Origin of the sequence: Streptomyces sp. NPDC087300 (assembly GCF_044744425.1) — a bacterium.
Lineage (GTDB): Bacteria > Actinomycetota > Actinomycetes > Streptomycetales > Streptomycetaceae > Streptomyces.
This window is the reverse complement of record NZ_JBIUYI010000005.1, coordinates 530,585-551,637: the sequence shown is the minus strand read 5'-3', so window position 1 is coordinate 551,637 and position 21,053 is coordinate 530,585. Positions and strand designations below refer to the sequence as shown.

Annotated in this window: 18 protein-coding genes; 5 read left to right on the top strand and 13 right to left on the bottom strand. The window is 71.6% G+C overall.

Annotated elements, in window-relative coordinates; genetic code table 11:
• Window positions 1-6: 6 nt before the first annotated feature.
• From ACIO9J_RS22705 to ACIO9J_RS22685, 5 genes are all read right to left on the bottom strand, one after another.
• Entirely contained in the window at window positions 7-249 is a 243-nt protein-coding gene (locus ACIO9J_RS22705) for a DUF397 domain-containing protein (protein ID WP_402002352.1), read from the bottom strand.
• Window positions 250-355: 106 nt separating this feature from the next.
• Window positions 356-1,546, bottom strand: a complete 1,191-nt coding sequence (locus ACIO9J_RS22700) for a thiolase domain-containing protein (protein ID WP_402002349.1) — start codon at window positions 1,544-1,546, stop codon at window positions 356-358.
• Entirely contained in the window at window positions 1,543-2,622 is a 1,080-nt protein-coding gene (locus tag ACIO9J_RS22695) for a thiolase domain-containing protein (protein WP_402002346.1), read from the bottom strand. The genes ACIO9J_RS22700 and ACIO9J_RS22695 overlap by 4 nt, the downstream gene beginning before the upstream one ends.
• Entirely contained in the window at window positions 2,623-3,591 is a 969-nt protein-coding gene (locus ACIO9J_RS22690; RefSeq protein ID WP_402002343.1) for a Zn-ribbon domain-containing OB-fold protein, read from the bottom strand.
• A gap of 107 nt (window positions 3,592-3,698) precedes the next feature.
• Complete coding sequence (locus tag ACIO9J_RS22685) at window positions 3,699-4,499, bottom strand: crotonase/enoyl-CoA hydratase family protein (RefSeq protein WP_402002340.1); 801 nt, start codon at window positions 4,497-4,499, stop codon at window positions 3,699-3,701.
• 210 nt (window positions 4,500-4,709) lie between these two features.
• Here ACIO9J_RS22685 and ACIO9J_RS22680 point away from each other — a divergent pair, with 210 nt between their 5' ends.
• Window positions 4,710-6,323, top strand: coding sequence for an acyl-CoA synthetase (locus ACIO9J_RS22680; RefSeq protein ID WP_402002337.1), 1,614 nt, complete (start codon window positions 4,710-4,712; stop codon window positions 6,321-6,323).
• 21 nt (window positions 6,324-6,344) lie between these two features.
• Here the strand turns inward: ACIO9J_RS22680 and ACIO9J_RS22675 are convergent, their stop codons facing one another.
• Entirely contained in the window at window positions 6,345-7,787 is a 1,443-nt protein-coding gene (locus ACIO9J_RS22675; RefSeq protein ID WP_402002334.1) for a PLP-dependent aminotransferase family protein, read from the bottom strand.
• 133 nt (window positions 7,788-7,920) lie between these two features.
• Between ACIO9J_RS22675 and ACIO9J_RS22670 the strand changes: the two genes are divergently transcribed.
• The gene (locus ACIO9J_RS22670) at window positions 7,921-8,547 is read left to right on the top strand and encodes a YitT family protein (protein ID WP_402002331.1); all 627 of its coding nucleotides are present in this window, start codon (window positions 7,921-7,923) and stop codon (window positions 8,545-8,547) included.
• Between the two features lie 7 nt (window positions 8,548-8,554).
• On the opposite strand, the gene ACIO9J_RS22665 is transcribed toward ACIO9J_RS22670, so the two are convergent.
• Together ACIO9J_RS22665 and ACIO9J_RS22660 are read right to left on the bottom strand one after the other, a co-directional pair.
• The gene (locus ACIO9J_RS22665; protein WP_402002328.1) at window positions 8,555-9,172 is read right to left on the bottom strand and encodes a chorismate mutase; all 618 of its coding nucleotides are present in this window, start codon (window positions 9,170-9,172) and stop codon (window positions 8,555-8,557) included.
• Between the two features lie 84 nt (window positions 9,173-9,256).
• Window positions 9,257-10,102: an alpha/beta fold hydrolase gene (locus ACIO9J_RS22660; protein WP_402002325.1), complete on the bottom strand. Its 846-nt coding sequence runs from the start codon at window positions 10,100-10,102 to the stop codon at window positions 9,257-9,259.
• A gap of 176 nt (window positions 10,103-10,278) precedes the next feature.
• Between ACIO9J_RS22660 and paaK the strand changes: the two genes are divergently transcribed.
• Window positions 10,279-11,571: a phenylacetate--CoA ligase PaaK gene (gene paaK / locus ACIO9J_RS22655; protein WP_402002322.1), complete on the top strand. Its 1,293-nt coding sequence runs from the start codon at window positions 10,279-10,281 to the stop codon at window positions 11,569-11,571.
• 123 nt (window positions 11,572-11,694) lie between these two features.
• On the opposite strand, the gene ACIO9J_RS22650 is transcribed toward paaK, so the two are convergent.
• Window positions 11,695-12,537 carry an anti-sigma factor antagonist gene (locus ACIO9J_RS22650; RefSeq protein ID WP_402002319.1) on the bottom strand — a complete coding sequence of 281 codons (843 nt, stop codon included), beginning with the start codon at window positions 12,535-12,537 and terminating at the stop codon, window positions 11,695-11,697.
• Window positions 12,538-12,665: 128 nt separating this feature from the next.
• Here ACIO9J_RS22650 and ACIO9J_RS22645 point away from each other — a divergent pair, with 128 nt between their 5' ends.
• On the top strand, window positions 12,666-13,016 hold the full coding sequence (locus ACIO9J_RS22645) for a helix-turn-helix transcriptional regulator (protein WP_402002316.1): 351 nt from the start codon (window positions 12,666-12,668) through the stop codon (window positions 13,014-13,016).
• Between the two features lie 10 nt (window positions 13,017-13,026).
• Here ACIO9J_RS22645 and ACIO9J_RS22640 read toward each other — a convergent pair whose 3' ends face one another.
• Window positions 13,027-14,562 carry an acyl-CoA synthetase gene (locus ACIO9J_RS22640; protein ID WP_402002314.1) on the bottom strand — a complete coding sequence of 512 codons (1,536 nt, stop codon included), beginning with the start codon at window positions 14,560-14,562 and terminating at the stop codon, window positions 13,027-13,029.
• Window positions 14,563-14,627: 65 nt separating this feature from the next.
• Window positions 14,628-15,380 (bottom strand): dienelactone hydrolase family protein, encoded by a 753-nt coding sequence (locus ACIO9J_RS22635; protein ID WP_402003561.1) that lies wholly within the window; start codon window positions 15,378-15,380, stop codon window positions 14,628-14,630.
• A 322-nt stretch (window positions 15,381-15,702) separates the two neighbouring features.
• Here ACIO9J_RS22635 and ACIO9J_RS22630 point away from each other — a divergent pair, with 322 nt between their 5' ends.
• On the top strand, window positions 15,703-18,111 hold the full coding sequence (locus ACIO9J_RS22630) for a penicillin acylase family protein (protein WP_402002311.1): 2,409 nt from the start codon (window positions 15,703-15,705) through the stop codon (window positions 18,109-18,111).
• A 66-nt stretch (window positions 18,112-18,177) separates the two neighbouring features.
• On the opposite strand, the gene ACIO9J_RS22625 is transcribed toward ACIO9J_RS22630, so the two are convergent.
• Together ACIO9J_RS22625 and ACIO9J_RS22620 are read right to left on the bottom strand one after the other, a co-directional pair.
• Window positions 18,178-19,728 carry an acyl-CoA synthetase gene (locus ACIO9J_RS22625; RefSeq protein ID WP_402002308.1) on the bottom strand — a complete coding sequence of 517 codons (1,551 nt, stop codon included), beginning with the start codon at window positions 19,726-19,728 and terminating at the stop codon, window positions 18,178-18,180.
• Window positions 19,725-20,837, bottom strand: coding sequence for a nitronate monooxygenase (locus tag ACIO9J_RS22620; protein WP_402002305.1), 1,113 nt, complete (start codon window positions 20,835-20,837; stop codon window positions 19,725-19,727). The genes ACIO9J_RS22625 and ACIO9J_RS22620 overlap by 4 nt, the downstream gene beginning before the upstream one ends.
• Window positions 20,838-21,053 lie beyond the last annotated feature (216 nt).

Here is a 21,053-nt window from a genome sequence, read left to right as displayed (position 1 = left end):
CGACCCCTACGTCAGGTCGAACTCGCCCTCGCGCGCGCCGTGCACGAACGCGCCCCACTCCGCGGGCGTGAAGATCAGGGACGGGCTCTCCGGCCGCCCGCTGTTGCGCATCGCGACGAACCCTTCGACGAAGGCGATCTCCACGTCCCCGCGCCCTTCGCTGCTCGATCGCCAGTCGGCCGTGCTGAGGTCGAGCTGCGGCTTGTCCCAGCCCGTGAGCGGGTGCTGCTGAGTGGTGCTTTCGGCCACGTCCGTGCTCCTCCCGAGTGCGTCGTCCGGCGCCAGCCTAGCTTTCGCTCCGGGTGCCGGACAGGCCGCGGCGGGAAGGCGCGGTCCGTCCGGCGCGCACGGCCGTTCAGGTGGTGGGCGGTTCGGCTCCGACGAGCCACATGGAGAAGAACTGCGCGCCGCCTCCGTAGGCGTGCCCAAGTGCCCTGCGGGCACCGTCCACTTGGTGTTCGCCCGCCAGTCCGCGCACCTGAAGTGCCGCTTCGGCGAAGCGGATCATGCCGGAGGCGCCGATCGGATTGGTGGAGAGGACGCCGCCCGACATGTTCACGGGGAGGTCGCCGTCCAGCTCCGTCACGCCGGACTCGGTGAGCTTCCACCCCTCGCCCTCGTCGGCGAAGCCCAGGTTCTCCAGCCACATCGGCTCGTACCAGGAGAACGGCACGTACATCTCGACGGCGTCGATCTCCCCGCGCGGGTCCGCGATGCCCGCCTGCCGGTAGACGTCGGCCGCGCAGTCCTTGCCCGCCTGCGGCGAGACGAAGTCCTTGCCGGCGAAGAGCGTGGGTTCGCTGCGCATCGCGCCGCCGTGCATCCAGGCGGGCGGCCGGGGCGAACGGGCCGCGCCCGCACGGTCGGTGAGGATCATCGCGCAGGCGCCGTCGGACGACGGGCAGGTCTCCGAGTAGCGGATCGGATCCCAGAGCATCGGTGACGCCTGGACCTTCTCCAGGGTGATGTCCTGCTCGTGGAGGTGCGCGTAGGGGTTCTTCAGGGCGTTGCGGCGGTCCTTGTACGCGACGAGGGAGCCGACCGAGTCGGGGGCTCCGGTGCGCCGCATGTAGGCGCGTACGTGCGGGGCGAAGAAGCCGCCCGCGCCCGCGAGGAGCGGCTGCTGGAACGGGATGGGCAGCGAGAGGCCCCACATCGCGTTGGATTCCGACTGCTTTTCGAAGGCGAGGGTCAGGACGGTGCCGTGGACGCGCCCCGCGACCAGGTTCGCGGCGACGAGCGCCGTGGAGCCGCCGACGGAGCCCGCGGTGTGCACGCGCAGCATCGGTTTGCCGACCGCGCCGAGTGCGTCGGCGAGGTACAGCTCCGGCATCATGACGCCTTCGAAGAAGTCGGGCGCCTTGCCGATCACCACGGCGTCGATGTCGGACCAGGTCAACTCGGCGTCTTCCAGGGCACGTTGGGCCGCCTCGCGGACGAGCCCCGCGATGGAGACGTCCCGACGCGCGGCGACGTGCTTGGTCTGGCCGATCCCGACGACGGCGACGGGCTCCTTGCCCGTCGAGGTGTGCACCGTGGCGCTCATCGGGCGTCTCCTTCCAGGACGGCGACGAGGTTCTGCTGAAGGCAGGGCCCGGAGGTGGCGTGCGCGACGGCCCGGTCCGATGTGCCCCGGTGGATGCGGGCGGCGGCCTCGCCGAGCCTGATGAGGCCCGCGGCCATCACGGGGTTGGCGGCGAGCGCGCCGCCCGAGGGATTGACGTCGACGTCTTCGCCGAGTTCCAGGGCCTTGCGCAGGACGACCTCCTGGGAGGTGAAGGGGGCGTGCAACTCGGCGGTGTCCACCGGGCGTTCGAAGACGCCTGCCCGTTCCGCGGCCAGCCGCGTGGAGGGCGAGTCGGTGAGGTCGCGCACGCCGAGGGAGTGCGCTTCGATGCGGTGGTCGATGCCCCGGATCCAGGCGGGCCGCTCACACAGGTCACGCGCGCGGTCCCCGGCGGCGAGGATCACCGCGGCGGCCCCGTCGCCGACCGGCGGACAGTCGCCGGTGCGCAGCGGACGTACGGCGTAGTCGCCCCGCCGCGCCGAACTGCCCAGCTGTGCGTGGGGGTTGGCGTCCGCGGATGTCCGGCTGCGGGTGGCGATCCCGGCGAGCGCGGGCTCGTCGGTGTCGCCCGCGTCGATGAGTGCCTGCGCCTGGAGCGCGGCGAGCGCCACGGCGTCGGGCCAGAGCGGCGCCACGTAGTACGGGTCGAGCTGCCGGGTCAGGACGTCGCGCACGGAGCCGGGTGACGACTTGCCGTAGGAGTACACGAGCGCGGTGTCGGCCTCGCCGGTCTGGAGCTTCGTCCACGCCTCGTACAGCGCCCAGGCGCCGTCCATCTCGACGTGCGACTCGGAGATCGGCGGCCAGGCACCCACGCCGTCGAGCGCCATCGTGAAGGAGAAGGCCCGGCCCGCGAGGTAGTCGGAGGATCCCGAGCAGGTGAAGCCGATGTCGCTGGTCTTCAGGCTGGTGGCGGCGAGCACCTCGTGCAGCACCGGCATGAGCATCTCCACCTCGGAGATCTCGTCGGTGGAGCGCTGGTGCCGGGTCTGCCCGAAGGCGACGATCGCCACCTCACGGGCGGGCCGCATCACGGACTGCTTGCGGGGCGCCATCTACACCAGCTCCTTGTACGTGTCGTAGTCGGCGTCGGGTTCGCCGGTGGGCCGGTAGTGGTCGGGGTAGCGGGCACCCGTGGCGGAGTCGCTCCACACGGGTTCTACGCGCAGGCCCATGCGGACCTGGTCGTAGGGGATCCCGGCGATGCGCGCGTGCAGGGCGAGATCGGCGCCGTCGAGGGCGATGTGGGCGTAGACGTAGGGCACTTCGATGTCGAGGTTCTTCGCCTTGATGTTGACGATGCAGTACGTCGTGACGGTGCCGCGCGGGCCGACCTCCACCCGCTCCGTCGTGGCGACGCCGCAGGTCGGGCAGGCGCCGCGGGGCGGCACGTACACCTTGCGGCAGGAGGGGCAGCGTTCACCGACGGTCCTGCGGTCGGCGAGGGCGTTGATGTACGCGGTCTGGGCGCGGCCCGGCGAGTAGGTGTAGTCGAGCCTGGCCTCGGCGACGATCCCGGTCACCGGCTCGGCGAACTCCCCGTCGTGCGGCACGGGTTGCCGCTCCTGCTCGCCCTCGTACGCCTCGAAGCAGGCGATGTCGGTGATGGCTCCGACCCGTTCGGCGGCCCACCGGATCCGTACGCGCATGCCGCTGCGCACGTCGTCGGGGCCCGGCACGTCCAGGGCGTGCAGCAGGGCCGTGTCGGCGCCGTCGAGCTTCACGAGCACCCAGGCGAACGGGGTGTCGAGGGGCTGGCCGCGCCGGGGCTCGTGGTTCCAGGCCCAGGTGGTGACGGTGCCCGTGGCGGAGACCTCGACGAGGTCGCGGATCTCCTCGGCGGTCACGGGGTCGTACTCGACGGGCGGGACGAGCGTCCTGCCGTCACCGGCCTTCACGCCGAGCACGGTGCGCTCGCGGAGCCCGGTGAGGAACGCGCTCTGCACGGGCCCGAGGGACCGGGTGAAGGGAAATTCAACGACCAGAGGAGCACGCAGCACCTCGGGGGTGGGAGTAGACGCCATGAGCAGAACTCCATTTCGCAAGGGGCGGACGGGCCCCGTGAGGGGCGCGGGGAACTGCGCGACCAGCCACGACGGACCCGCGGCAAGAAGCGACGACCCGAGAACGCCTAGGCCCGCCGAAAGACAGGAACCCGCTTCTCCGCGAAGGCTCTGGAGCCCTCCTTCGCATCGGCCGTGTCGAAGACCGGCCACCCCCGCTTCAGCTCGGCCGCGAGCCCGTCCGCCTCGGTCATCTCGGCGGTCTCGTACACCGACGCCTTGACCGCCTCGACGGCGAGCGGCCCGCACGCGTTGATCTGTTCGGCGATCGCGAGGGCCTTGTCCAGTGCGGTGCCGTCCGGCACGACGTGTCCGACGAGGCCGATCGATGCGGCCTCGGCCGCCGAGTAGGGGCGCCCGGTGAGCAGCATCTCCAGCGCGTGCGTACGGGGGATCTGGCGCTGGAGGCGGACCGTCGAGCCGCCGATGGGGAACAGGCCCCGCTTCACCTCGAAGAGGCCGAACGTGGCGGATTCGCCCGCGACGCGGATGTCGGTGCCCTGGAGGATCTCGGTGCCGCCCGCGACGCAGTAGCCCTCGACGGCGGCGACGACGGGTTTGCGGGGGCGGTGGTGGCGCAGCATCGCCTTCCAGTGCAGATCGGGGTCGGCCGTCATCCGGTCCCGGTACTGCTGGCCGTCCATGTCCTTGCCCGCGAGGGCCTTGAGGTCCATGCCCGCGCAGAACGCGCCGCCCGCGCCCGTGAGGACGACGGAGCGGATCGCGTCGTCCGCGTCGGCCTCCAGCCAGCCGTCGTACAGGCCCACGAGCATCGGCAGCGAGAGGGCGTTCTTCGCTTCCGGCCTGTTCAGCGTGAGAATCAGTGTGGCGCCCTCGCGCCGCACGGTGAGGTGTTCCGTACCGCCCATGTGCCGTGCTCCCTCCATCGACGGCCGCCGCACGGCCGGCCTGTCGGCTCCGGACCTGGAACAGGTTGCAGTAGGCGGGGAGCCAGTTCAATAGTTTTCTGACACCCAGTCAGTTTTCTTCTGCGGAGGCCCTTCCCAGTTGGGGGTGCCTCTGCTCTGATGACCGCCAAGCGAGACGTCACAGTGGGCGCCGGGGTCAGGAGGAGCGCGGTGGAGTACAACCTTGCCGACCTTTTCGAGTCGGTCGTCGACGTGGTCCCCGACCGCGAGGCACTCGTGTACGTCGACCATCCCGGCACCGGAGCGGAGCGCCGCCTCACCTACGCCGAGCTGGACGCGGCCGCCAACCGCGTCGCGCACCACCTGATCGACAGCGGCCTGAAGCCGGGCGAGCACCTGGGCCTGCACCTGTACAACGGCATCGAGTACCTCCAGACGGTCCTCGGCTGCCTCAAGGCACGCCTCGTACCGGTCAACGTCAACTACCGTTACGTCGAAGAGGAGTTGGTCTATCTCTACCGCGACGCCGACCTCGCGGCGCTGGTCTTCGACGCCGAGTTCACCGAGCGGGTCGCGGCGGCCCTGCCGCGCACGGAGAAGCTGCGGCATCTGGTCCGGGTGGGCACGCCGCCCGCCGACGCGCCCGCGCTCGACGTGGTGGCGTTCACCGACGCGGAGGCCACCGGCTCGCCGGAGCGCGGCTTCGGGCCACGCTCGGCCGACGACCAGTTCATCATCTACACCGGCGGCACGACCGGCATGCCCAAGGGCGTCATGTGGCGCCAGGAGGACCTGTTCTTCGCGGGTCTCTTCGGCGGCGAGCCGACGGGCGAGCCGGTCAAGCGGCCCGACGAGCTGGCCGAGCGGGTCGCCGCGGGCAGCCCCGGGCTCACCTTCTTCCCCACGCCCCCGCTGATGCACGGCACGTCCACGCTGACCTCGTTCATCGCCTTCAACTACGGGCAGCGGGTGGTGATCCACCGCAAGTACGTGCCCGAGGAGGTGCTCCGTACGATCGAGCGGGAGAAGGTCTCCAGCGTGTCGCTGGTCGGCGACGCCATGCTCAGGCCGCTGATCGACGCGCTGCACGGACCGCTCCAGGGCGCCGACCTCTCGTCCCTCTTCAGCGTCTCCTCGTCCGGGGCGATCATGTCGGAGACGGTGCGCGCCCAGTTCCAGGCGCTCGCGCCCAATGTGCTGCTGCTCAACAACTTCGGCTCGTCCGAGTCCGGCTCCAACGGCAAGGCGACGGACGACTCGGGCCCTGAGAAGGGCTTCCGCCTGGAGGTCAACGAGCGTACCCAGGTGGTCGATCCGGCGACGTACGAGCCGGTGCCGGTCGGCGAGCCCGGCCGGCTCGCCCAGCGCGGCCACGTCCCGCTCGGCTACTACAACGACCCGAAGAAAACGGCCGAGACGTTCTTCCAGAAGGACGGCGAGCGCTGGGTGCTGCTCGGCGACATGGCGACCGTCGACGACGAGGGCATCGTCACCGTGCTCGGGCGCGGCTCGCAGTGCATCAACACGGGCGGCGAGAAGGTGTATCCGGAGGAGGTCGAGCAGGCCCTCAAGTCCCATCCGGACATCTACGACGCGCTGGTCGCCGGGGTCCCCGACGAGCGATGGGGCAACCGCGTCGCCGCCGTCGTCCAACTCCGCACGGGCGCTCCCTCGTTGGACCTGGCCGGGGTGCAGACCCACTGCCGCACCCGGCTCGCCGGTTACAAGATCCCGCGCGCGGTGGTCTTCACCGACCACATACAGCGCTCGCCGAGCGGCAAGGCCGACTACCGCTGGGCGAAGACGGTGGCGGCACAGGGGTAGCGTCCGCGGCCTCCGGCGCGCTCACGCCATCCAGTGCGGCGGTCGTGCCCCGGTGCCCGCCGGGAGTCCGCTCGCGAGCGCGGCGGCCAGGCGGCGCACCGCGTCGCGCAGGACGTCGGGCGGTGCGGTGTACGGGATGCGCAGCCGCTGTTCGAAGATGCCCGGGTCGGTGGCGAAGCGGGCGCCGCTCTCGACCCGTACGCCGTGGTCGAGGGCCCGCTCGGCCAGCGCCGACGCCACGGGTTCGCCGAGGTCGACCCAGCACGACAGGCCGCCGGGCTGCGCGCGCCACGTCCACCGGGGCAGATGCTCGGCCAGCGCGGCGGACAGCGCGGCGCGCCGCGTGCGCAGTTCGTCCAGTCGGCGCGCGAGCACATCGTCCGCCCTGTCGAGCAGGTCGAGGGCGAGCAGTTGGTCCAGGACCGAGCCGCCCATGTCGGTGGCGACGCGCTGGCCCGCGAGTTCGGTGACCAGGCGGGCGGGGGCACGCAGCCAGCCGATGCGCAGGCCCGCCCAGTGCGTCTTGCTCATGGACCCGATCGTGACGAGCTGTGTCGCGCCGCCCGGCGGGGCGTGGGCGGCGAAGGGGACCGGCGCGGGCACGTCGAGGGCCAGCTCGGCGAGGGTCTCGTCGACGACGAGCCAGCAGCCGGACCGCTGGGCGGCGCGCAGCACCCGGCCCCGGTCCCGCTCCGGCATGAGGCTGCCGGTCGGGTTGTGGAAGTCCGGTATCAGGTAGGCGAGTTGGGGCACCGACTGACGGAACGCCGACGCGACCACGCCGATGTCCCAGCCGTCGTCGGTGACCGGCACCGACACCGTACGAAGGCGGGCGCGGCGGATGGCATCGAGGGCGTTGGGATAGGACGGGTTCTCGGCGAGGACGCGGTCACCCGCCCGGCTCAGCAGCCCGAGCACGAGGGTGAGCGCGTGCTGCGCCCCCGACGTCACCAGGATCTGCTCGGGCACGGTGGGCAGGCCCCGCCGGGTGTAGCGCTCGGCGACGGCGGCCCGCAGTTCGGGCAGCCCGTAGGGGTGGTAGCCGGGCGTGTGGGCGTGCCCGGCCAGCCGTGGGGCGATCCGGGTGAGCGCGTCGGCGAGCTCCCGCTCGGGCAGCCCCGGGGCCGCTCTGGCCAGGTCGATCGCGGTGTCCTCGGCGGCGACGAGCCTGCGCACCCCGCTGGGGGCCTGCCCGTCCGGCAGGGCCGTCCAGGTGCCCGATCCCTGCCGGCTGTGCGCGTAGCCGCGCTCGCGCAGCAGGTCGTACACGGCGGTGACGGTGGTCCTGCTGGTGTCGAGCGCGGCGGCGAGCTCGCGCTCGGCGGGGAGTCTGACGTGCAGGGAGACGCGGCCGTCCAGGATCAGCTCGCCGATCGAGCGGGCCAAATGGCGGTAGGCGGGGCGCAGTCCTGCCGGATCGGGCAGCATCGCGGCGAGCTGCCGACCGCCCAGCGTCTCGACCACACCATTCTCCTGTAATTGGCTGTGTTTTCCGGGCCAATCACTCTACAGAGTGGCCGCAATGGCCTTGAGGCGCGGGAGTGGCCTTGAAAGACCCGGCCATCTCTCTCCCCCAGTCCTTCGGAGGACATCCGGCATGCGGCAGGACATCTCCTACGTCCCTCTCCACGAGCACCCCGCGCGGCGGGTGCCCCAGCTCCTGCTCGGTCTCGCCCTGTACGGGTTCAGCCTCTCGGTCCTGGTGCGGGCCGCGCTCGGCGTCAATCCCTGGAGCGTCCTCTACGAGGGCCTGGAGCACCGGACGCCGCTCAGCTTCGGCACGATCAGCGCCGTGCTCGGGGTGCTCGTCCTGCTCCTGTGGATCCCCCTGAAGCAACGGCCGACGCTCGGCACCGGCGCCAACATCGTCGTCCTCGCCGTCTCGTCCGACCTGGGCCTGCACGTCCTGCCCGAGGCGCACGGCCTGCCCGCCCGCCTCGGGCTGCTCGTCGGCGGGGTGCTGCTCAACGGGGTAGCCGTGGCCGTGTACGTCGGCGCGCGCTTCGGGCCCGGCCCCAGGGACGGCCTGATGACGGGTGCGGCCGCGGCCACCGGGCGCTCGCTGCGGCAGGTCCGCACCCTCATCGAGCTTGCGGTGCTGGCCGTCGGCTGGCTGCTCGGCGGGACGGTGGGCATCGGCACGGTCCTCTACGCGGTCGCGGTCGGCCCGGTCACCCAGTACGTCATGCCGTGGTGCGCCTACCGCGCCCGCCAGGACGCGTAAGGCCCCGTCAGGCCGCGCAGACCGACCGCAGCGCCCGGCCAAGGGCGACCGAGTGCAGGGCGTCGAGCCCACGCTCGTGCCGGACGCGCACGGCAGCGACGGTCAGCACTCCCCCGCAGTACGGCGCCGTCCGCGCGTCCGGCGACGCGGCGATGCCCCGGACCAGCTCGCCGTTGATCCGGTTGATCTCCTTGCGGACCTCCGCGAGATCGGGCCGCTCGGTCGGCGCCTGGGAGGGATCGGCGTCCCAGCGCCGGAACAGGCCGCGCTGCACGACCTTGTTCGCCTCGATCTGGTCCCGGAAGATCCGCACGGTCGCCTCGGGGTCGCCGCCGATCTCACGCGCCTGCGCGGCCACCGCGTCCAGGACCTGCTTCTCGCGGGCCGGGTCGTCGATCGGGCTGTCCGTGCCGTACTTCGCGGCCGCGACCAGGTCGGCGGTGGCGAGGCGCCCCGCGGACAGGTCGGCGAGCGGACGCAGTTGGGCGTAGGGACCGGCGGGCGTCGTGGCCGTCGACGCGGATGGCCGCGGGGGCGCGGCGACGGCCGCGCCTCCCCCGGTGAGCAGGGCGGCCGTCAAGGCGCCGACGGTCAGACAGCGGGACACGGGTGAGGTGAGGCGCACGGGGTTCCCCTCAGGTGATCGTTTCCGGTCGGCGCCCATCGTACGAGCCCCGCACCCCTCTCACAGGGAACCGCCGGAAGGGCGCTAGTCCTGCGCGAGGAATCCCGCCACGCGCCGCACGAACCACTCGGGGTCGTCCAGCCACGGGAAGTGCCCGGCGCCCGGCTGCACTTGGCGGACGCCGCCGGGGAAGAACCCGGCGAGCTCCGCGGCGTGCGCGGGGTTCGGGCTTCCGTCGTGCTCCCCGGCGAGGACGAGCACGGGAGCGGCCAGTTCCGCCAGGGCGGCGCGGGTCGCGGGCGGGTCGAAGGCGCCGTCTTCGTAGAAGGCCGCGGCGGCGTCCGCGTTCTTCTCCGTCGCGCTGGCCGCCTGGTGCGCGCGGGCCGTCTCGTCCCAGCGCCCGTAGGGCAGCGGGGCCAGCGCCTCGCCCGCGTTCGCGGGGCTGCCGCCGCGCTCGATCTCCTCCAGCGCGGCGACGGCCGCCGGATACCAGGGCTCGGCCTTGTGGGCCTCGACGGCGGCCAGACGGTCCTTGATGGTCACGGTGAGACCGACCGCCTGACTGGCGGCGGTGATCAGCGCGAGGGCGCGGATCCGCTTGGGGTGGCGGGCCGCGTACAGGGTGGCCACGTTGCCGGCCGCCGAGTGCGCGAGGAGGTCGAACTGATCGAGCCCGAGGTGCTCGCGGAGCGCCTCGACGTCGTCGACGATGCGGTCGCAGCGGTACGACGCCCGGTCCCCGGGCACCGCCGAATCCCCGGTGCCGCGCAGATCGAGCAGGATCAGCTTGCGGTACGCGGTGAGACCGCCGAGCTCCCCCAGATAGGCGGAGGCCCGCATCGGCCCGCCCGGCAGACAGATCAGCGGCTCGCCCTGACCCTTCTCGTGGTAGGCCAGCTCGGTTCCGTCGTACGCACTGAATGTCGGCATGATGGTGATCATCACATCCCGTGTCGCACCCGGGCAATGCTCCTGGAACGTAACGCCCCAGCTCGACGCGGTCTTGCGCGATCTCTTGACGGCCACCCCGCCGCCTGGATTACTGACCTCGACAGAAGATCGACGACCGAATGATCGGTCGCCCGTTCAGGACGGGAGAATGACATATGACGCGTTTGCCGCTGCTCCTCGACGCGACGGAACGGCTGGGCCCCGACGCCCTCGCGGCCCTCCAGCTCGAACGCCTCCAGGACACCCTGCTGCACGCGTACGAGAACGTCCCGTTCTACCGGGCCGCGTTCGACAAGGCGGGCCTGCGCCCCGACGACTGCCGTTCGCTGGCCGACCTCGCACGGTTCCCCTTCACAACCAAGGACGATCTGCGGGCCAATTATCCCTTCGGGATGTTCGCCGTCGAGCAGTCCGAGGTGCGCAGGCTGCACGCCTCCAGCGGCACGACGGGGCTGCCCACCGTCGTCGGCTACACCGAGCAGGACCTGTCCATGTGGGCCGACGTGGTCGCGCGCTCCCTCCGCGCCGCGGGCGCCAGGCCCGGCGACAAGGTCCATGTCGCCTACGGGTACGGCCTGTTCACCGGCGGGCTGGGCGCGCACTACGGGGCCGAGCGGCTCGGCTGCACGGTGATCCCCGCATCCGGCGGCATGACCGCGCGTCAGGTCCGGCTGATCCAGGACTTCCGCCCCGAGATCATCATGGTCACCCCCTCGTACATGCTCACGCTCCTGGAGGAGTTCGAGCGGCAGGGCGTCGATCCCCGGACGACCTCCCTGCGGGTCGGCGTCTTCGGCGCCGAGCCGTGGACGGAGGAGATGCGGCGTGAGATCGAGGAGCGGTTCGCGATCGACGCGGTGGACATATACGGGCTGTCGGAGGTGATCGGCCCCGGTGTCGCGCAGGAGTGCGTGGAGACCAAGGACGGGCTGCACATCTGGGAGGACCACTTCTACCCCGAGATCGTCGACCCGATCACCGGCGAGGCGCTGCCCGACGGCGAGTCCGGCGAGCTGGTGTTCACCTCCCTCACCAAGGAGGCGATGCCCGTGATCCGTTACCGGACGAGGGACTTGACGCGCCTCCTGCCCGGCACCGCGCGGATCTTCCGCCGGATGGAGAAGGTGACGGGCCGCTGCGACGACATGGTGATCCTGCGGGGCGTCAACCTCTTCCCCACCCAGATCGAGGAGATCGTCCTGCGCACGGCGGGCATCGCCCCGCACTTCCAGCTCCGGCTGACCCGCGAGGGCCGCATGGACGCCCTCACCGTGCGGGCCGAGGCACGCGCGGACACGCCGCCCGAGCGGCGCGAGGCGGCGGCGCGGGAGATCGCGGCCGCGGTGAAGGACGGCGTCGGCGTCTCGGTGGGCGTCGAGATCGTCGACCCGGAGACGCTGGAGCGGTCGGTGGGCAAGTTCAAGCGGATCATCGACCTGCGGGACTGAATCGTGGATCTGCGGGACTGAGACGACCGCCCCCGAGCCGGGCTCGGCTCGGGGGAGGACCGGGCTCGGCTCGGGGTGGTTCAAGGGGCGCGCGCACCACGCGCCGCGCGCCGCGCTACGCCGTCACGGCAGGTCGTCCGGCGGAGAACAAGGATCGACCGCGACGACGGCCAGATCGGTGAGGGAGCGCGTGTCCGCCCCCGTGTACGCCGCCGTCGTCCTGGCGACCGCGGCCTCCAACTGCTTGCGCACGGCGTCCGGCAGGGCACTGCCCCGCACTGTGCTCACCACGTCCTCGGCGAGCACGTACAGCTTGGTGTTCGTGTTCTGCGAGGCGGTGACCAGGACCTCCCAGGCCGCCTCGGGGCTCAGGCTGAAGGAGGACATCAGGATGCCGCGGGCCAGGTCGATGGTCGGCCTGGTCAACATGGCGCGGCGTAACTGGGCCACCACCATGTGCAGATCCTGGTCGGGTTCCGGGCGGGACGTCTCGTGCACCGTCGGGCACGCTCCGGGCACCTCACCCGACCCGGCCTCGTTCCCGACCTCGGCCTCGTCCTCGGCTTCGTTCTCTTCCCACGCCCTGAACAAGGCGCGCGTTCCGGTCAGTTCGAGCACCCGGTCCACCGCGGGGCTGCTGACGCTGATGACGACGTTCTTGCCCATTCTCAGGGCCTGTTGACGCAGGCCGAGCAGCACGTTGAGGCCCGAGCAGTCGCAGAAGTCGATGTCCCGCAGGTCCAGGTCGATGCCCGCGGCCGCGTGGTTGAGGGCGACGCACAGATCGGGCCTGAGCCGTTGGGCGACGTCCAGGTCGAGCTCTCCCCGCACGATCATGACCCGCCTGCCGCCACCCGGTACCCGGGCGGTGGGCGGACCTGGCAGCGGCACTGTGGGGTGACCGCCCTCTGCGTGCTCGACGCGCCCTCCAGCGAGGGGCTGCTGCGAGTGTGCGGGCTCCGGCATGGCCTCTCCCTCTCCTCGTCGCCATCCGCCGCTCTTAGGCTGCCCGCAGCAGGCCACACACGTCAACAGATACCTGAAATCGAGTACGTGTTTTTGAAAACGTGCATGCCAGGTCCTAGTGTTGGCGCATGGATGGAGTGCCCGAGCCACATACCGGATGGACGTTTCTCACCAATCACGCACGCGTGCTGGCGGCCATCGCCGACGACCACAACGCCCGTATCCGAGACATCGCCGCACACTGCCGCCTCACCGAACGCGCGGTTCAGAAGATCATCGCCGACCTCGAACAGGACGGGTATCTCTCGCACACCCGCGAAGGACGCAGCAACGCCTACGAGATCGACCCCAGTAAGGTGCTGCGCCATCCGGCGGAATCAGGCCTCGCCGTGGCCTCCCTGCTCTCCCTGCTCGCCCGCGACGAAGCCGACCGTGCCAATTCCCTCGGGGGCGAGGGACGGCACCACGCCACGTCCTGACGCATCCGGGCTAGGGTCTTTCGTTTGGATCAGGCCGGTCCCGCAGTTCGCGCTTGAGGATCTTGCCGCTGGCGTTGCGCGGGAGTTCCGCCACGAACAGGATCCGCTTGGGCGCCTTGAAGTGGGCGAGCTTCTCGCGCGCGTGGGCGATCAGTTCGGCCTCGGTGAGCTCCTTGCCCGCACCGGTGTCGGCGCGCACGACGACCGCGGTGACCGCCTCGATCCAGCGGTCGTCGGGCAGCCCGATCACCGCGGCCTCCGCGACGCCCGCGTGCTCGTACAGCACGTCCTCGACCTGCCGCGACGCGACGAGTACGCCACCGGAGTTGATGACGTCCTTGACCCGGTCGACGACGGTGAAGTAGCCGTCGGCGTCCCGCACGGCGAGGTCCCCGGAGTGGAACCAGCCGTCGCGGAACGCCTCCGCGGTCTCCGTCGGCTTGTCCCAGTACCCGTCGCACAACTGCGGCGAGCGGTAGACGACTTCGCCCCGCGTGCCGTCCGGCACCTCCGCGCCGTGCTCGTCGACGACCCGCGCCTCGACGAACAGGACGGGCCGCCCGCAGGAGTCCATCCGGCCTTCGTGCTCGTCGGGACCGAGGACGGTGGCCAGCGGCCCGATCTCGCTCTGCCCGAAGCAGTTGTAGAAGCCGAGCCCCGGCAGCCTGGACCGCAGCCGTTCCAGGACAGGCACCGGCATGATCGAGGCCCCGTAGTACGCCTTGCGCAGCGCGCCCAGGTCGCGCGTGGCGAACCCGGGGTGGTTCGCGAGGCCGATCCACACGGTCGGCGGCGCGAACAGGCTGTCGGCGAGCCCCGCCTCGACGAGTTCGAAGATCCGCTCGGCGTCGGGTGCGTCGAGGATCGTGTTCTCCGCGCCGACCGCCAGATAGGGCATGAGGAAGACGTGCAGCTGCGCGGAGTGGTAGAGCGGCAGCGAGTGGACGGGCTTGTCCGTCTCCTTGAGGTCCAGGGCGGCGATGGCACTGGCGTACTCGTGGACGAGGGCGCGGTGGGACATCATCGCGCCCTTCGGGAGTGCTGTCGTGCCCGACGTGTAGAGCAGCTGCGCCAGTTCGCCGCCGTCGTCGGTGCCCGGGAAGACGCGCGGGCCGCCCTCCGGCAGGCGGCGTGCGTGGTCGAGCAGCGAATCCGCGGCGTCGCGCAGCGGCAGCACCCGGGTGGCGTCGGGCAGCCGGTGCCGCACCGCCGGGTCCGCGAGGACGACGGTGCTGCCCGACTGCTCGACGATGTACCGCAGGTCGTCGCCCGTGAGGTTGTGGTTGACCGGCACGTGCACCAGCCCCGCGCGCGAGCAGGCCAGGAAGGCGATGAGATACGCGTCGGAGTTGTGCCCGTACGCGCCGACCCGCTCGCCCTGCCCGAGGCCCTCGGCCAGGAGGAAGCGGGCCGCCTCGCTCACCGCGTCGTCCAGTTCGCGGTACGTCCAGGTCCGCTCGCCGTACCGGAGCGCGATGCGCCCCGGCGTGCGGCGCGCGCTGCGCGAGAGTACGGCGTCGACCCTGTTGCCCCCGGTGCCCGTCATGGCGTGATCCTGTGTCCCGCACGACGCTCAGGTCAAGGGAGGACACACGGCCGCGCGAGGACGCCTCAGCCCTTGGCCGCCACGGTCCGGTCGAGGAGCGCCAGGAGCCGCTCCCAGTGGCGTCGCGCCCCTTCGGCGTGGAACGCGTCGGTGTCGGCCATGGTGAAGCCGTGGACGGTGCCGGGATAGGTCTCGGTGCTGTAGCCCACGCCCGCGGCGTCCAGGCCCTGGTTGAGCTCGGCGAGCGCCTCGGGCGTCAGGTCGCCCTCGGCGAGGCCCATGTGGACCTCGGCGGTGAGCTCGGCGATGCGGCGGTGCGGGCTGTCCGGCGCGTCGGTGACGAGCACGCCCGGGTGGAATCCGGCGACGGCCGCCACCTTCTCCGGGTGGGCCGTCGCGGTGCGCACCGCGAGGGCGGCGCCCATGCAGTAGCCGGTGACGGCGACCGGTCCTTCGGCGACCTCGGGGCGGCCCGTGAGGAACGTCAGATAGGCGTCGGCGTCGCGCAGGGCGCGTTCGGTGGTGTGCTCCTGGACGATCGGCAGCAGCCGCTCGAAGATCGCCGGCCTGGCCTCGTTCGTGATGTGCGCGGGGAGTTCGGTCACCGGGGCGGGGCCGTGCCGGTAGAAGAGGTTGGGGACGAGCACGTAGTACCCGTGCCCGGCCAGTTCGGTGGCCATCCGCTCGATCACGGGACGGACGCCGAAGACGTCCGGGTACATGAGGACCCCGGGGTACCGCTCGCCCCCGTCGGGGAAGGCCGCGAAGGCGTCGGCCCGGCCGTCCGGGGTGGGTATCTGCAATGTCGTGGTGGGAATGGTGGATCTTCCTTCCTCGGTCCGACACCGGGAGGCCGCCCCTGACGGTCCGGCCCCGGCATCTGGGACCAGCATGCATCGTGAGCCCCTGACCAGGCCACAGCTCATGGGCAGATCATGACCGAAGGCCGCCGGGCGGGGCCGGATCCGCCCGGCGGGACGGCCGGTTCACGCCTTCGCGGAAGGCCACGCCTCGGCGCCTGCCCTCCGTTCCCCTGCGGGGACCCACCGTCCGCACCTCGGCGGAAACACACCCCCACGCAAATGACCAACCGCTTGGTACGCTCAACCGCTCCTTCCCTCAACGCCGTTGGGAGGCACCATGCGCATCCGCACCAGACGCCTGGCCGCCGTCGGGGTCACCCTGCTGACCTCCGTCGCCCTGCTGCCGGCCGGCGCCGGGGCCGCGCCCCGTGACGACGCACGCCCCTCGGGCGGCGGTCTGCACGCCACCGTCCGCTACACGCAGTACGGCATTCCGCACATCCTCGCCGACGACTACGCCGACCTCGGCTTCGGCACCGGCTGGGCGCAGGCCGCCGACCAGGTGTGCACGCTCGCCGACGGCTACCTGACCGTCAAGGGCGAACGCTCCCGGTACTTCGGGCCCGACGCGCCGCCCGGTTCCGCGCTGTCCTCGGCGTCCACGAACCTCAAGAGCGACCTGTACTTCGGCGGGGTGCGCGACGCGGGCACCGTGGAGAAGCTGCTCGCCCAGCCCGCGCCCGCGGGCCCGAGCCGGGACGCCAAGGAGCTGATGCGCGGGTTCGCCGCGGGCTACAACGCCTGGCTGAAGCAGAACCGCATCACCGATCCGGCCTGCGCCAAGGCCGCCTGGGTGCGCCCGATCAGCGCCCTCGACGTGGCCCGGCAGGGCTATGCCGTGCAGGTGCTGGGCGGGCAGGGGCGCGGCATCGACGGCATCACCGCGGCCGCGCCGCCGGCCGCGGGGGCGAAGGACCGCACGGCCGATCCGCGGCACTCCGCGGCGGCGGCCCGTGAGCTGTTCTCCACGCGCGACGCCGACATGGGCTCCAACGCCGTCGCGTTCAGCGGGAAGACCACCGCGAACGGCAAGGGCCTGCTGCTCGGCAATCCGCACTACCCCTGGCACGGCGGGCGCCGCTTCTGGCAGTCGCAGCAGACCATCCCCGGTGAACTCAACGTCTCCGGCGGCTCGTTGCTCGGCACCAGCGTGGTCAACATCGGCTTCAACGGTGACGTGGCGTGGAGCCACACCGTCGCGACCGGGGTGCCGCTGAACCTGCATCAGCTGACGCTCGACCCGGCCGATCCGACGACCTATCTGGTGGACGGCAAGCCCCACAAGATGACCAGGCGCACGGTCGAGGTGCCGGTCAAGGACGGCGCCCCGGTGACCCGAACCCAGTGGTGGACGCGCTACGGCCCGGTCGTGACCGACCTCGGTCCACAGCTGCCGCTGCCCTGGTCCGCCACCACGGCGTACGCACTCAACGACCCCAACTCCGCGAACCTGCGCGGCAGCGACACCGACCTCGGCTTCGGCAGGGCTCGGTCCACCGACGGCATCCTCAAGTCCCTGAGCGACACCCAGGGGCTGCCCTGGGTCAACACGGTGGCGGCGGACCGGCGCGGGCACTCGCTGTTCACCCAGTCGCAGGTGCTCCCCCGCATCACCGACGAGCTCGCGGCGCGGTGCAGCACTCCCCTGGGCAAGGTCACCTATCCGGCGTCGGGCGTCGCGGTGCTCGACGGCTCGCGCGGGGACTGCGCGCTCGGCTCCGACAAGGACGCGGTGCAGCCCGGCATCTTCGGCCCGTCCCGCATGCCGGGCCTCAAGAACGCGCCGTACGTCGAGAACTCCAACGACAGCGCCTGGCTGGCCAACGCCGACCGGCCGATCACCGGTTACGAGCGGGTCTTCGGCACGATCGGCACGCAGCGCTCGCTGCGCACCCGCGGCGGCGTCGAGGACGTCTCGGCGATGGCCCGCAAGGGCCGGCTCACCGTCGGTGACCTGCAACGCCAGCAGTTCGCGAACCGCGTGCCCGCGGCGGACCTGGCCGCCGCCGACACGGCGAAGGCCTGCGCGGCGCTGCCCGGCTCCACCGCGACCGGCAGCGACGGCAAGGCCGTGGACGTCCGCAAGGCCTGCCGGGTGCTTGCCCGTTGGGACCACACGATGGACACCGGCAGCCGGGGCGCGCTGCTCTTCGACCGCTTCTGGCGGAAGCTGACCGCGGCCGTGCCGGACGCCAGACTCTGGAAGGTGCCGTTCTCCGCCGCCGACCCGGTGCGCGCCCCGAACACCCTGGACACCACGTCGCCGCAGTTCGCCAAGGCGCTGGCCGACGCGGTGTCCGAACTGGCCGCGGCGGACATCGCCCTGGACGCCCCGCTCGGCGCGAACCAGTACGTCGTACGGGGTGGTAAGCGCATCCCGGTCCCCGGCGGCACGGAGGCCCTCGGCGTCTGGAACAAGATCGAGGCGTCCTGGGACGCGAAGGGCGGCTACACCGAGGTCGTGCACGGCTCCAGCCACATCCAGGCGGTCGGCTGGGACGAGGGGCGCTGCCCGAAGGCCCGCACGCTCCTGTCGTATTCGCAGTCCGCCAACCCGAACTCAGCGCACTACAGCGACCAGACGAAGCTGTTCTCGAAGGAGCGCTGGGTGACCTCGCGCTTCTGCGAGAAGGACGTCCTGGGCGATCCGCACCTGAAGGTGGTCCGGGTGCGCGAGCACCGCTGAGCCGCCGCTGAACGGGCCGGGGGCCGTACCGCATGATCGCGCGGTACGGCCCCCGGTCTCGTCCCCCTAGAGCGCTCGCTCGCGCCCCTCCCAGTACGGCTCGCGCAGCCGCCGCTTGTACAGCTTGCCGTTCGGGTCGCGGGGCATCGTCTCGATGAAGTCGACGGTCTTGGGCCGCTTGTAGCCCGCGAGGTGGCGCTCGCAGTGGGCGAGGATCTCGGCGGCCAGCGCGTCGCCCCGCTCGCGGCCCTCGGCGACCTCGACGACCGCCTTGACCTCCTCGCCCCAGTCGTCGTGCGGGATCCCGAAGGCCGCGGCGTCCGCGACCGCGGGATGGGTGAGCAGCGCCGACTCGATCTCGGCGGGGTAGATGTTGACGCCGCCCGAGATGATCATGTCGATCTTGCGGTCGCGCAGGAAGAGGTAGCCCTCCTCGTCGAGGATGCCGAGGTCGCCGACGGTGAAGAAGTCGCCGATGCGGTTCTTCTTCGTCTTCGACTCGTCCTTGTGGTACGAGAATCCGCCCGTGTTCATCTTCATGTAGACGGTGCCGAGCTCGCCGGGCGGCAGCTTGTTCCCGTCGTCGTCGAAGACCGCCAACTCGCTGATGGGCCAGGCCTTTCCGACCGTCCCCGGCTTCTTCAGCCAGTCCTCCGCCGTCGCGAACGCCCCGCCGCCCTCACTGGCCGCGTAGTACTCCTCGACGCACTCGCCCCACCACTCGATCATCGCCCGCTTCACATGGTCGGGGCAGGGCGCGGCGCCGTGGATGGCGTGCCGCATCGAGGACACGTCGTAGGCGGCCCGCGTCGCCTCCGGCAGCGCGAGCAGGCGGTGGAACTGGGTCGGGACCATGTGGGTGTGCGTGCACGCGTGGGTGTCGATGAGGCGCAGCATCTCCTCGGGCGTCCACTTGTCCATCAGGATCAGCGGGTGCCCGATGTGCAGGGCGGCGCCCGCGAATTGGAGCACGGCCGTGTGGTAGAGCGGCGAGCAGACCAGGTGCACGTTGGCGTCGAACGGCTTGATGCCGAAGATGCCGAGGAAGCCGCCGAGGTACGACTCCTCGGGGAGCTTGCCGGACAGCGGGCGGCGGATGCCGCGTGGGCGTCCCGTGGTGCCCGAGGTGTAGTTCATGACCCAGCCGAGGGTGCGGTCGGCGGGTGCGGACGCGGGCTGTCCGTCCAGGAGTTCGGCGTAGGGGCGGAAGCCTGGCACGTCGCCCACCGCGTGCCGGTGGGTGGCGGGGAGGCCCGCCTCGTCGGCGGCCGCGGTCGCCGCGTCGGCGAACCGCTCGTGCGCGATGAGGACCTTGGCCCCGGAGTCGGCGACGATCCAGGCGATCTCGGGCCCGACCAGGTGGTGGTTGACCGGCACGAGGTAGAACCCGGCCTGGGAGGCGGCGAGGTACGCGGTGAGGAACTCGACGCCGTTGGGCAGGACGACGGCGAAGGCGTCGCCGCGTTCGAGTCCCGCGCCGCGCAGCCCGTGCACCAGCTGGTTGACGGCGGCGTGCAAGCGGCCCGCCGTCCACGGTTCGCCGTCCGGCGCGACCAGGACGGTGCGTTCCGGGTCGGCCGTGGCCTGGGCCCAGAAGCCGTTGGGGGGTGTGCTCATGACTGGCTTCCCCTTCCCGCGATGCGGTTGATGCGGTCCACGGCGTGCTCGAAGCCGCGGGTCAGGTCGTCGAAGACGGCCTGGACGCTGCGTTCGCTGTTCATCCGGCCGACGATCTGGCCGACCGGGGTGCCGAGCAGCTCCCCCACCTCGTACTTCTGGATGCGGGAGACGGCCTCGGCGACCAGGAGCCCCTGGAGCGGCATCGGCAGCGTGCCGGGGCCCTGCGGGTCGTCCCAGACGTCGGTCCACTCGGTGCGCAACTGGCGTGCGGGCTTGCCGGTCAGGGCGCGGGAGCGGACGGTGTCGCCGGAACCCGCGGCGAGGAGTTTCCGGGTGAGCGCGGGCGAGTGGAGATCGGCCTCGGTGGTGGTGAGCCACAGGGAGCCGAGCCAGACGCCCTGGGCGCCGAGCGCCAGGGCGGCGGCGATCTGCTGCCCGCTGCCGATCCCTCCCGCGGCGAGCACCGGCAGCGGCGCGACGGCCTCGACGGCCTCGGGCGTGAGCACCATGGAGGCGATCTCGCCGGTGTGGCCGCCCGCCTCGTACCCCTGAGCGACCACGATGTCGATGCCCGCCTCCGCGTGCTTGCGCGCGTGCCGGGCGCTGCCCGCGAGCGCGGCGACGAGGACGTCGTGGTCGTGGGCCCGCTGGATCACGTCGGCCGGCGGTGAACCGAGCGCGTTGGCGAGGAGTTTGATCGGGTAGTCGAAGGCGACGTCGAGCTGGTTGCGGGCGACCTCTTCCATCCATCCGGTGATGCGCCAGCCGGACGCCTCACCCTCGGCGAGTTCGGGCACGCCGTGTTTGGCGAGGGTGTCTCTGACGAACTGCCGGTGCCCCTCGGGGATCATCGCCTCGACATCGGCCTCGCTCACGCCCTCGACCTTCTTGGCGGGCATCACGACATCGAGCCCATAGGGCTTCCCGTCGACGTGCTCCTGCATCCAGTCGAGGTCCCTGGCCAGCTCCTCGGGCGCCGTGTAGCGGACCGCGCCGAGCACCCCGAACCCGCCCGCCCTGCTGATGGCGGCGGCCACCGCGGGGAAGGGCGTGAAGCCGAAGACGGCGTGCTCGATCCCCAGTTTCCTGCTCAACTCCGTCTGCATGGGCGCAGGATGCCGCAGCGGTCGTGCCGAGGGAAGAGATTTTCTGATGCTGTGTCAGATTCTTTGTGGCCGGATCCCTGGTGAACCGGATACCTGGCGAAGGCGCCGGAGCACGTGGTCCTGACGACCTCGAACATGCGCTACAGTTGATCTTGCGCCCGCACCCGGAACTCCGGGACACGGGCTCCGCGTTGGTCGTCCAAGGAAAGACGCCCC